This window comes from Citrobacter freundii complex sp. CFNIH4 (assembly GCF_002934505.1).
Taxonomy (GTDB): domain Bacteria; phylum Pseudomonadota; class Gammaproteobacteria; order Enterobacterales; family Enterobacteriaceae; genus Citrobacter; species Citrobacter freundii.
The window spans coordinates 20,767-32,692 of sequence record NZ_CP026232.1 but is presented as its reverse complement, the minus strand read 5'-3'; the positions used below and the strand labels follow the sequence as shown (position 1 = coordinate 32,692).

The following is an 11,926-nucleotide window of genomic DNA, read 5'->3' as shown; positions in this document are numbered from 1 at the left end:
TAAATATTATGTTAGAAATTCAGAAAAAACACGTTGTCGAAATGGCCAGAACCGCTCAGCAATGGGGACTGTGTAAACATAAAGCGGGTAATTCCAGCGTACGAGATAAAGAGACGGGACTTATTCTGGTAACCCCCACGACCATCGACAAAATGCATTTAACGCCGCGCGATATCGTGGTAATGGACGTTGAAGCCAATGTGATTGAAAGCGAAGCGGGTTTGCGTCCGACCAGCGAATGTCTGATGCATATCGAGATTTATAAGGCGCGCCCGGATGTGTTTGCGATTTCCCACACCCATTCGCTGTATGCGACGTCGTTTGCCGTACTGAATAAACCGATCCCGGCGGTGGTGTACGAATGCGCGATCCTCAATCTGAAGGATGGCGTCATTCCGGTTGCGCCCTATGGCCGCCCCGGCACGCCTGCGTTGTCGAACAGCGTTATCGAACCTATCAAACGCGCTGATGCCATTCTGATGGAAAAGCATGGAGCTATCGGCGTAGACAAGGACCCGTATGAAGCGGTGCTGAAGTCTGCCTACCTTGAAGAGATGGCGCAGATTTACTACCACGCGCTGGTGATTAACGGCGGTAAGGAGCCTGAATCCTTCGCCCCGGAAGAGCTGCAACGCTGGGCCTATCCGTCGCAGATTAAATTTTCCCGCTAACTGAGCGCCCGCCCGTTCAGGGCGGAATATTCATGGAGAGAGCGCATGAAAAAATTTCTGAATCAGGCGGAGAACTTTATCCCGGAGATGCTGGAAGGTATCTATCTGGCGCATCCCGATAAATTCCGCTGTGTTAATGAGGATCTTCACTGTCTTGCCACGGCGCGGCCGGTGCCCGGCAAAGTGGGGATCGTCACCGGTGGCGGTTCCGGGCATCTGCCGCTATTCCTCGGCTACGTCGGTCAGGGCATGCTGGACGGCTGCGCCATTGGCGATGTGTTTCAGTCACCCTCGCCGGAGCAGATTCTCGCCGTCACGCAGGCGGTCGATAGCGGCGCGGGCGTGCTGTACCTGTACGGTAACTATAACGGCGATATTTTCAATTTTGATATGGCGGCGGAAATGGCCGACATGGAGAGTGATATCCGAACCGCGACGGTAGTGGCGGCTGATGATTCGGCAGGTGCGGTGCCGGACGGTACAGAAGCCACTACCCGTCGTGGGGTCGCGGGGATCTTCTTTGTCTACAAATGCGCCGGGGCATCCGCGGCCAGAATGGATGACCTTGAAACCGTCCAGCGCATTGCGCAGAAAGCAGGAGACCGCGTGCGCACGCTTGGCGTCGCGCTGTCGCCGTGTATCGTGCCGCGAATCGGTAAACCGGGTTTCCATATTGGCGACAACGAAATGGAGATTGGCATGGGGATTCACGGCGAAAGCGGTATTCGCCGGGGTCCGCAGCTCAGCGCCGAACAGATTGCCGAAGAGATGATGTCCTGGCTGCTGGCGGACTCACCTTGCCAGCAGGGCGATGAAGTTGCCGTGTTGATCAATGGGCTTGGCGCCACGCCGCTGGAAGAGTTGTACCTGATGTATCGCCATGTACATCAGATTCTGGCCGAGAGCCAGATGCGCGTTTTCCGCGTCTGGATTGGCGAATTTGCGACGGCAATGGAGATGACCGGTATGTCCATTAGCCTGATGCCGGTGGATGAAGAGCTGAAAACGCTGCTCAACGCCGGGGCCGATACCCCGATGTTCCGCCAGTTTCCGGCTTAAGGAGGGGGGATGACGCTAGATACGCAGAGTCTGCGACCGCTTTTTACCGAGTGGGCGCGCATCATGGAGGCCAACAAATCGGTCCTGACCGAGCTGGATAGCGTGGTTGGCGACGGGGATCTGGGGCTGACGATGAGCGACGGTTTCGCGGCGGCGGCGCGCTACGCGCAGCAGAGCGAAGAACGTGACCTGGGGCGATTCTTCTACATGGCGGGCAAGGCGATGGCCTCGGCGGTGCCGTCGACCATGGGGACGCTGATGGCTTCCGGGCTGATGCAGGCGGGTAAGGCGTTTAAAGGCCGGGAAACGCTGGGGCTAACGGAAGCCGGCGTGTTGTTCCAGGCCTGGTATGACGGCGTGCAGCAGCGCGGGAAAGCGCAGCCGGGCGAAAAAACCTTCCTCGATGGCATGGCCCCCGTGCTGGCGGCGCTGCTTGCCGGAGAGGAACCGCTGACCGCGGCGAGGAATGCGCTACTGCAAGCACAACAGGGCGTGCAGCAGACAACCACCATGGTGGCGAAGCACGGGCGTGCAGCTATTCATGGCGAGCGCTCGCGCACGTTTGTCGATCCTGGCGCCATGGTCGCGCAACTGTTGATCCAGGGCTATTTTAACTTCGTGCAGGCTATTTGCCCGAGCGACGGGCGGTAAGTAAGGAACGCAATTATGTTGAAAGAAGTGGTGAAAATCAGCAATCAGCACGGCATTCATGCCCGTCCGGCGGGGGTTTTGGCCAAAGCCTGCGCGCAGTATCAATCGCGGATCGAGATGATCTATGACGGCAAGGTTATCAAAGGGAAAAGCATCATGAGCATTCTGGGGGCAGGGATCAAAGGCCGAGGATCGCTTGAGATCATCTGTAGCGGTAGCGATGAGCAGGAGGCAATGGAAAAGTTGAAGGTGCTGTTCGCGGAAGGCTTTGGCTTCGATTAGCCCACGCATTATCAGGCGGAATAAAAAAGGGTTCATGCTTTCGCACGAACCCTTTGCCCGATGACGCTACGCTTATCGGGACGACAAATCTCGTTGGCCGGGTAAGGCGTAACCGACACCCGGCTTCAACGCATTACAGCGTGATGACGTCGAATTCAACTTCAGGGTTCACGTCCGCATCGTAATCCACACCGTCGAGAGCAAAACCGAACAGGTTCAGGAATTCCTGCTTGTATCCTGCATAGTCGGTTTCTTGCGTCAGGTTTTCGGTGGTGATCAGCGGCCACAGGTCACGGCACGCCTGCTGAATATCGTCACGCAGTTCCCAGTCATCCATACGGATACGCTGATTGTCATCAAGCGCCACTTTATCGCCGTACAGGCTGGTGGTCATCAGACGGTTGATCTGCTCGATACAACCTTCGTGAATCCCCTGTTCTTTCATCAGCTTGAAGACCATGGAGATGTACAGCGGCATCACCGGAATAGCAGAAGAGGCCTGGGTGATAACGGATTTCAGTACGGCAACGTTCGCGGAGCCGTGCAGCGGAGCCAGCTGGTTACGCAGTTCACCTGCCGCGCGGTCGAGGTCTTCTTTCGCTTTGCCCAGCGCGCCGTGCCAGTAGATTGGCCAGGTCAGGTCGGTACCGATGTAGGAGTAGGCCACGGTTTTCACGCCTTCGGCCAGCACGCCTGCTTCGCTCAGCGCGCCCATCCACAGTTCCCAGTCTTCGCCGCCCATGACGGTAACGGTGTTCTTAACTTCTTCTTCGGTGGCCGGCTCAATGCTGGCGGTGATGATCTGATCTTTGTTGGTATCAATCGCTTTAGAGGTATAAACCTCGCCGATTGGCTTCAGCGCAGAACGAACGATTTCACCGGTTTTCGGCATTTTACGCACTGGAGAGGCCAGTGAGTAAACCACTAAATCAATCTGACCCAGGTCTTCTTTGATCAGTTTGATGACTGCGTCGCGGCATTCATCGGAGAACGCGTCGCCGTTGATGCTTTTGGAATACAGACCTTCGCGTTTTGCGGCCTCATCGAAGGCGGCAGAGTTATACCAGCCCGCGGAACCCGGTTTGGTTTCCGTGCCCGGTTTTTCGAAAAATACGCCGATAGTGGCGGCACCGCTACCAAACGCGGCGGAAATTCTGGAAGCCAGGCCGTAACCGGTGGAAGCACCGATCACCAGCACGCGGGAAGGGCCGTTAGCGATTTTCCCGTTTTTCTTCACATATTCGATCTGTTTTTCCACGTTGACTTTACAGCCAGTCGGATGGGTCGTTGTACAGATGAATCCACGAATTTTTGGTTTGATTATCATAATGATGGCTAATTAAGTTTGTATTTTCGCTGTCAAGTGCGCAATGACACCGTCTGTTCTGGCTTGTTTAACATCAGGGTTAACAAGCCCCCCACATCTATTATGGCACGGGGCATTATACAGAAAAGCGGCTGCAATGATGAATTACGTCTGATTTTCGCTATAACGCAAAAGGGCCCATGTACGGACATGAACCCTTTTTAAACGGGCAGGTGGGTTAGCGGGTATGGGGGAATTCGGCCATAAATTGCAGAATCAGCGCCATCGATACCGCGCCGGGGTCGCAGTGGCCGATGGCCCGCTCGCCGAGGTTTTTCGCGCGCCCGAAGCGGGCCACCATCGTGGATGTCCCTTCCGCACCGGCCATCGCCGCCTGCGCGCAGTTTGCCAGCGCTTCGGATAATGGCAGGGTCGCGTCTGAGCGTGCGCGCGCTGCCGCTGCGGCGAGTGCATCCATCATTGTTTTATCGCCCGGCTCTGCGCCGCCGCGCTGGTGGATAGCCTGCATACCTGTCTCCAGCCATTCAGCCAGCGTCGCGGCATCCAGCTCGCGGCGTCCAGCCAGCCCTTTGCCGCCCGCGCGGAACAGGGTGCCGAAGATCGCGCCGGAAGCGCCGCCCATGCTGGTCATCAGCCGCGTGCCGCTTTGCAGCAGGCAGTCACCGATATCGGCGGGAGAAAATTCAGGCGCGGAAAGTAGCGTCTGCAAAGCGGTAAAGCCGCGCTTAATGCCAATACCGTGATCGCCATCGCCAATGACCTGGTCGAGTGCGGTCAGGCGCGGTTCGCTGGCGATCATGCCCTGGGCAACGTGCTGTAGACAGGCGGTGAATTGCGTGGTGTTCATCTTATTTTCTCCAGCCGAGGGTATTGATGGGATGGTCATACAGACGTTGCATTTCATCGTCCAGCCGCAGCAGGCTTAACGAAAATCCGGACATCTCCAGCGAGGTGCAAAAGTGGCCGACCTGCACGTCGTGAGTGTGAATGCCGCGTTCTGCCAGCGCCATGCCGACCTTACGGGTGATGACCATGAGCTCAGTGTTGCTCAGCGCACCCAGGTTATTGACGCTGACGCAGACGTTATCGCCGTGGCCAAACGGCAGGTCATCGCACAGGCGGGCGATCATCATCTCGACCAGCTCGTCGCTATGCGGCATGGGCATGCGGCATAGCCCCGGTTCACCATGAATACCAATTCCCAGCTCAATTTCGTTGTCTGCCAGCGTGAAGTTAAAGGCGTCGGACTGCGGTAGTGCGCAGCCGCTGAGCGCCACGCCGATGGTACGCGTATTGTGATTGGCCTTTTGCGCCAGAGCCTCCAGCGCGGGCAGAGTGTAGCGTTCAAACTGTGCCGCCGCACCGGCGAGTTTATACAAGAACGCCAGCCCACCGACGCCGCGGCGATCGGACATTTTCTCCGGCGGCGCAGAGGCAATATCATCCGTGGCGCGCACGGTGCGGCACTCAATGCCTTCTTCCGCCAGTATTTCGGCGGCGATATCAAAGTTCATGCCGTCGCCGGAGTAATTCCCATAGAGGAACAGAATGCCGTTGCCCTGATGAACGGCCCGGCTGGCTTCGATAATCTGATCGGGAGAAGGCGAGGTGAAAACTTCACCCAGCGCGCAGGCATCGATGCCACCTTCACCGACGAACCCGGCAAACGTCGGCTCATGGCCGCTGCCGCCGCCGCTGACGATAACGGTCTGGCCGGTTTGCGTCATCGTGCGATAAACCGCGCAGTACTCCGGGAGGGCGTGGATCCTTCCGCGCCCGGCGTACACCAGCCCTTCCATGATTTCGCTGCGGATATTATCGGTGTTGTTGAACAGCTTTTTGGGTTTCTGCATCGTCACTCCCTCTCGTAAGGTCCTGTTTCTTTAGTGACGATTTTACCTGCACAGCCCGTTTAGACCTGGCACCTTTGATACCAATTAATCTCCCAAACCTGGGGCATGACTGGGGCCATGCTATTCGGTCATTTTACGCTCGAGCACAATCTTCCAGAACGCATCCACCAACGGCTCATGCAGCCGTTTTTTCTGCACGCAGACCCCCAGTTCGAACGGGGTCTTCTCATCGCTGCGTTCTAAAATCATCACGCGGTTGCGCACCGGTTCCGGGCTGTTTTCCAGCACGATTTCGGGAATAAGCGCCACGCCGCAGCCCAGCGCCACCATTGAGACCATCGCCTCATGGCCGCCTACCGTCGCGTAAATAGATGGATTACTGATTTTGTGACGACGGAACCACAGCTCAATGCGGCGGCGTACCGGCCCCTGATCGGCCATGATAAACGGCACCGTCGACCAGTCGGGCTTATCAACCGAAACCTGATTGCGCACCGGGCAGGGCAGCGCCGGGGCGATCAGCACCACCGCCAGATTTTCCAGCATCGAAAAGGCGACCGCGCCGGGCAGCGTTTCCGGCTTACCGGCAATCGCCAGATCGGCCTCGCCGGTGACCACTTTGTCCATGGCGTCGGCGGCGTCGCCGGTGGTGAGCTTAATTTCCACCGAGGGATGTTCGGCGCGGAAGCGGTCGAGGATCGGCGGCAGATGACTGTACGCCGCGGTCACTGAACAGAAGATATGGAGTTCGCCGGAAAGGGACGGCCCCTGCTGATCGAGGGTATGGCGCAACTGCTGATATTGCAAAAGCGTCTGTTGGGCAAACACTCGCAGCTCTTCACCGGCTTCGGTCAGCGTGACCGTGCGGTTATCGCGCACAAACAGCGGCTGGCCGAGATCTTCTTCCAGCCGCTGAATCTGCCGGGAAAGCGTGGAGGGGCTGACGTGCATCGCCCGCGCGCTGCGGCCAAAGTGGCGGCTTTCCGCCAGATGCAGGAAGGTTTTCAGATCGCGTAAATCCACCGATTTCACCTCACGGATTTATATTGCAGAAATTGCAACGTAATGTTGTGAATATATCAATTTCCGCAATGAATTTCCTGTTGTAATGTGGGTACATTCTCGCAAAAGCGAACCGAACAATATACTCGTCGTCTTTCAAGTTGCAGATGCGTTGGCTGCGTCAGCTCACCCCAGTCACTTATTTGAGTAAGCTCCTGGGGATTCGCTGCCTTGCCGCCTTCCTACAACTTGAAATCCATAGAGTAACGACACACAACATCACGGAGTACACCATCATGGCTAACTACTTTAATACACTGAATCTGCGCCAGCAGCTGGCGCAGCTGGGTAAATGCCGTTTTATGGGCCGCGACGAATTCGCCGACGGCGCGAGCTACCTGCAGGGTAAAAAAGTGGTCATCGTCGGCTGTGGCGCTCAGGGTCTGAACCAGGGCCTGAACATGCGTGACTCCGGTCTGGATATCTCCTATGCCCTGCGTAAAGAAGCAATCGCTGAAAAGCGTGCTTCCTGGCGTAAAGCGACCGAAAACGGCTTCAAAGTAGGCACCTACGAAGAGCTGATCCCGCAGGCGGACCTGGTGGTTAACCTGACGCCAGACAAACAGCACTCCGACGTGGTGCGTTCTGTACAGCCGCTGATGAAAGATGGCGCGGCGCTGGGCTACTCTCACGGCTTCAACATCGTTGAAGTGGGCGAGCAGATCCGTAAAGACATCACCGTGGTGATGGTAGCGCCGAAATGCCCGGGTACCGAAGTGCGTGAAGAGTACAAACGTGGTTTCGGTGTTCCGACCCTGATCGCCGTTCACCCGGAAAACGATCCGAAAGGCGAAGGTATGGCGATTGCTAAAGCCTGGGCTGCGGCCACCGGCGGTCACCGTGCGGGCGTACTGGAATCTTCTTTCGTTGCGGAAGTGAAATCTGACCTGATGGGCGAGCAGACTATCCTGTGCGGTATGCTGCAGGCCGGTTCTCTGCTGTGCTTCGACAAGCTGGTGGCAGAAGGCACCGACCCGGCTTATGCGGAAAAACTGATTCAGTTCGGCTGGGAAACCATCACCGAAGCGCTGAAGCAGGGCGGCATCACCCTGATGATGGACCGTCTGTCTAACCCGGCGAAACTGCGTGCTTACGCGCTGTCCGAGCAGCTGAAAGAGATCATGGCGCCGCTGTTCCAGAAACACATGGATGACATCATCTCCGGCGAATTCTCCTCCGGCATGATGGCTGACTGGGCTAACGACGATAAGAAACTGCTGACCTGGCGTGAAGAGACCGGCAAAACCGCGTTCGAAACCGCTCCGCAGTATGAAGGCAAAATCGGCGAGCAGGAGTACTTCGATAAAGGCGTGCTGATGATCGCGATGGTGAAAGCGGGCGTTGAGCTGGCGTTCGAAACCATGGTCGATTCCGGCATCATCGAAGAATCCGCTTACTACGAATCACTGCACGAACTGCCGCTGATCGCCAACACCATTGCCCGTAAGCGTCTGTACGAAATGAACGTGGTTATCTCCGATACCGCAGAATACGGTAACTACCTGTTCTCTTACGCTTGCGTACCGCTGCTGAAAGAGTTCATGACCACCCTGCAGACCGGCGACCTGGGCAAAGCGATTGCCGAAGGCGCGGTAGACAACGCGCAGCTGCGTGATGTAAACGACGCCATTCGCAGCCATGCTATCGAGAAAGTGGGCCAGAAACTGCGTGGCTACATGACTGATATGAAACGTATTGCAGTCGCGGGCTGATGCCCTCACCCCAACCCTCTCCCACAGGGAGAGGGAGCAAACATTAAAGGCCTTCTCTTTGAGAAGGCCTTGCTGTTTATTTCCGGTACAGCACTTTGATGATGTGGTAACCGAACTGAGTGTGCAGCGGGCCGGTTGGGGGGGTAAGCGGGAACCCCAGAAAATTCCGCCATTCCGCATTGTGGAATTTTTTGGGGGGGTGGTCCGCGGCATGACGACCCGCCAAAGGCTACCGCATCTATCTGAGGCGCTGTGGCGCGACGCTGAAACCCCGGGGAATTCCGCTACTCCAGTTCCAGGTCCGCAATAGTTCGTCCAGGTCGGGTGGCGTACGCCGGAAACGCCGATTTTTCCGCAACCGTTTCTGCGTTGTCGGCAAGGTGGTCTCAGAGAGCGCTCAAGAAGCGGTTTTTCTCGTATGTTTAGCTACGGTGGCCTAGGAGCCTGCGCGGCAGAAGCCAAATCGGCGGAAGATCGAGGACGATACGGGGATGGCTGCCAGTTACCTTCCTTACCGACCCGACCAATCCTATCTGCTGCCCCCTTCTCTGGGAGAGTGGCTACCTGAAGGGCATCTTGCCTACTTCATCAGCGAGACTGTCGATACGCTGGACTTGAGCGCATTCCACGCCCGGTATGCCGGCGGTGGTCCGGGCAATCAGCCGTTTCATCCGGCGATGATGGTCAAAGTGCTGATCTATGGTTACGCGAGCGGCGTCTTCTCTTCGCGCAAACTAGCCAGGAAGCTGTACGAGGATGTCGCGTTGCGTGTGCTGGCCGCTGGAAACTTCCCGGCCCACCGCACGCTGAGTGACTTCCGTGCCCTACACCTGACCGAGCTTGAGAATTTGTTCGTTCAGGTGGTGCAACTGGCGCGCGAATGTGGGCTGGTGAAGCTTGGCACGATCGCGGTCGACGGCACCAAGGTAAAAGCCAACGCCAGCCGCCACAAGGCGATGAGCTATAAGCGCATGAAGCCGGCCGAGGACGAATTGCATTGCGAGATCAAGGCGCTGCTTGATCGCGCCAAGGCTACCGACGACCAGGAGCGTAACGAGCCGGAGCTGGACATTCCTGCCGAGATTTCTCGCCGCGAGAAGCGCCTGGAGGCGATCCAGGCGGCAAAGGCGCGCCTGGAAGCGCGCCAGCGTGAAGCGGACCAGGCCCGGGGGCGCAGCGAAGACGATGGCCGCCGGCCTCGCCATCCGGATGGCTCGGACAAGGGCGGTGGCTCGTACAAACGCGAGTTTGGTGTGCCGGATGACCGTGATCAGGAAAGCTTCACCGATCCGGACAGCCGGATCATGAAACACGCCGGTGGTGGCTCCGAGCAGAGCTACAACGGGTACACAGCGGTCGATGCCGAGCACCAGATCATCGTGGCGGCGGAGTTGACCAACTGCGCCGCGGACAGTCAGGCGCTGCTGGGCATGCTGGCAGCAGTTCAGGCCAACACCGGAGAAATGCCGGCCCAGACGCTGGCGGATGCGGGATTCCGTAGTGAGGCTGTTCTGGCAAAGGTCGCCGATCACCACGGCGATGTCATCGTTGCCCTCGGCCGCGAGGGACGTGAAGATGCCAAGGTCAATGCCAAGACCCATCCGCATACGGCGGCGATTGCGGCGAAATTGAAAACGGAGCAAGGCGATGCAGCTTACCGCCGGCGCAAGTCGATCGTGGAGGCTCCGAATGGTTGGATCAAGGCGGTGATGGGATTGCGTCAGTTCAGCATGAGGGGCCTGGACAAGGTGCAAGCCGAGTGGAAGCTCGTCTGCATGGCGCTAAATCTGAGGCGAATGGCGTATCTGTGAGGGCGAAGGTTAAATGGGGCGGCTCAAATGCACCCCAGTCGTCATAACACGCCGCGCGCCGCAAGATTGGTATCCTTGGCGCCGACGCCTTGCCAATTGCAGAGAGCGCCGCCGCCATCGTCAGTGCTCTACAGAAAACCGGTCACACGGCTCTGCCGCGCAGACTCCTAGCCTAAATGTGACAGTGGTTGGTAATCCATGCCGCCCGCAAGGGCGGCGGTGGTGGGCCAATAGATGATTTTCAGAGCCTTACTGCCCGTTGACGCCCAATCCCTCGAGCGCGAGTCTAGCCGCAGCGGCGATGACGGCCTCGCTGTGCTTGTCATCCTTGTTAGGCGCCCGGGTGTAGACGGCCAACACAATAGGTGCGCGCCCAGTGGGCCAGACGACGGCATAGTCATTTGCCGTGCCATACACTCCGCAGGTTCCGGTTTTGTCTCCGACTGCCCAGTCTGCCGGCACCGCCGCGCGGATGCGGTGGTTGCCGGTCGTGTTTCCCTTTAGCCAATCAACAAACTGCTGCCGCTGCGGCGCAGCCAGTGCAGAGCCCAGTGTCAGTTTTTGTAAGCTTTCCGTCACGGCGCGCGGCGATGAGGTATCGCGCGCATCGCCTGGGATGGCGGAGTTCAGCTCCAGCTCCCAGCGGTCCAGACGGAACGTGGTATCGCCGATAGAGCGCATGAAGGCCGTCAGCCCGGCCGGGCCGCCCAACTCCTTCAGCAACAAATTGGCGGCGGCGTTATCACTGTATTGCACGGCGGCCGCGGACAGCTCCGCCACCGTCATGCCTGTTGTCAGATATTTTTCCGAGATGGGTGACCACGGAACCAGCGCATTTTTGCCGTAACGGATGGGTGTGTCCAGCAAGCCGGCCTGCTGCTGGCTGCGAGCCAGCACAGCGGCAGCAAGAAAGCCCTTGAATGAGCTGCACAGTGGGAAGCGCTCCTCAGCGCGGTAACTTACAGTTGCGCCTGAGCCGGTATCCATCGCGTACACACCGATGGAGCCGCCAAAGTCCTGTTCGAGTTTAGCGAATGGTTCCGCGACGAGGTTGGTCAGCGCGGTGGCAGAAAAGCCAGCCAGCGGCCATGAGAGACAAGACAGCAGAACTAGACGGCGATACAGTGACATCAACGATATTCCTTGTTTGAAGGTGGAGCTAGGTGTAGCGGCCGGATGTAATCAGGCCGCTACAGCTGGGATTATCACCGAGCGGCAAGCCGCTCCCTCTCCAGAGGCTGTAACGGCTGTAACTGCCCCGGATGGGCACACATCGGGTTGGTAAGTCCCTGGCACCACAACGTCCAGCGCTATTGAAAAACGAATCAGGTCGGCGTTCATGGGTCGGCCACCTCGCCTGACCTCGGCATCCACGTTACGGACGGCCTCAGGAAGTCCTGGCCAAGCCCCGACTATTGGGGCGCGAAGATAGCACCGAGGGTACGCCGGTGTCAACACCAACTGAAAACTGACCCACTTTACCCCTGAATCACCAAAG

Annotated in this window: 11 protein-coding genes and 1 pseudogene; 6 read left to right on the top strand and 6 right to left on the bottom strand. The window is 57.8% G+C overall.

Going from position 1 to position 11,926, the window contains the following annotated elements; translation table 11 throughout:
* The first annotated feature begins 8 nt into the window (after positions 1-8).
* Genes C2U41_RS26085 through C2U41_RS26070 form a run of 4 tightly spaced genes read left to right on the top strand, consistent with a single transcriptional unit; the run spans position 9 to position 2,663 of the window.
* A complete protein-coding gene (locus C2U41_RS26085) occupies positions 9-671 on the top strand; it encodes a class II aldolase/adducin family protein (RefSeq protein ID WP_009654927.1) in 663 nt (220 codons plus the stop codon).
* A gap of 45 nt (positions 672-716) precedes the next feature.
* Positions 717-1,730 (top strand): dihydroxyacetone kinase subunit DhaK, encoded by a 1,014-nt coding sequence (locus tag C2U41_RS26080; RefSeq protein ID WP_009654928.1) that lies wholly within the window; start codon positions 717-719, stop codon positions 1,728-1,730.
* A 9-nt stretch (positions 1,731-1,739) separates the two neighbouring features.
* The gene (locus C2U41_RS26075; RefSeq protein ID WP_009654926.1) at positions 1,740-2,381 is read left to right on the top strand and encodes a DAK2 domain-containing protein; all 642 of its coding nucleotides are present in this window, start codon (positions 1,740-1,742) and stop codon (positions 2,379-2,381) included.
* Between the two features lie 15 nt (positions 2,382-2,396).
* Positions 2,397-2,663, top strand: coding sequence for an HPr family phosphocarrier protein (locus C2U41_RS26070; RefSeq protein WP_009654924.1), 267 nt, complete (start codon positions 2,397-2,399; stop codon positions 2,661-2,663).
* 133 nt (positions 2,664-2,796) lie between these two features.
* On the opposite strand, the gene fabV is transcribed toward C2U41_RS26070, so the two are convergent.
* The 4 genes from fabV to ilvY form a co-directional block, all read right to left on the bottom strand.
* Entirely contained in the window at positions 2,797-3,990 is a 1,194-nt protein-coding gene (fabV, locus tag C2U41_RS26065; RefSeq protein WP_032449369.1) for an enoyl-ACP reductase FabV, read from the bottom strand.
* Positions 3,991-4,207: 217 nt separating this feature from the next.
* Complete coding sequence (dhaL, locus tag C2U41_RS26060) at positions 4,208-4,837, bottom strand: dihydroxyacetone kinase subunit DhaL (RefSeq protein ID WP_009654921.1); 630 nt, start codon at positions 4,835-4,837, stop codon at positions 4,208-4,210.
* A 1-nt stretch (position 4,838) separates the two neighbouring features.
* Positions 4,839-5,843, bottom strand: a complete 1,005-nt coding sequence (locus tag C2U41_RS26055) for a dihydroxyacetone kinase subunit DhaK (protein ID WP_009654925.1) — start codon at positions 5,841-5,843, stop codon at positions 4,839-4,841.
* A gap of 120 nt (positions 5,844-5,963) precedes the next feature.
* Complete coding sequence (ilvY, locus tag C2U41_RS26050) at positions 5,964-6,866, bottom strand: HTH-type transcriptional activator IlvY (protein ID WP_009654922.1); 903 nt, start codon at positions 6,864-6,866, stop codon at positions 5,964-5,966.
* A 275-nt stretch (positions 6,867-7,141) separates the two neighbouring features.
* On the opposite strand from ilvY, the gene ilvC reads away from it, so the two are divergent.
* Positions 7,142-8,617 carry a ketol-acid reductoisomerase gene (ilvC, locus tag C2U41_RS26045; protein WP_020323220.1) on the top strand — a complete coding sequence of 492 codons (1,476 nt, stop codon included), beginning with the start codon at positions 7,142-7,144 and terminating at the stop codon, positions 8,615-8,617.
* 76 nt (positions 8,618-8,693) lie between these two features.
* Here ilvC and ppiC read toward each other — a convergent pair.
* Positions 8,694-8,768 (bottom strand): annotated as a pseudogene (ppiC, locus tag C2U41_RS26040) (peptidylprolyl isomerase PpiC); the annotation flags it as partial.
* A gap of 340 nt (positions 8,769-9,108) precedes the next feature.
* Between ppiC and C2U41_RS26035 the strand changes: the two are divergent.
* Complete coding sequence (locus tag C2U41_RS26035; protein WP_004152397.1) at positions 9,109-10,428, top strand: IS1182-like element ISKpn6 family transposase; 1,320 nt, start codon at positions 9,109-9,111, stop codon at positions 10,426-10,428.
* 249 nt (positions 10,429-10,677) lie between these two features.
* Here C2U41_RS26035 and C2U41_RS26030 read toward each other — a convergent pair whose 3' ends face one another.
* Entirely contained in the window at positions 10,678-11,559 is an 882-nt protein-coding gene (locus C2U41_RS26030; RefSeq protein ID WP_004199234.1) for a carbapenem-hydrolyzing class A beta-lactamase KPC-2, read from the bottom strand.
* Positions 11,560-11,926 lie beyond the last annotated feature (367 nt).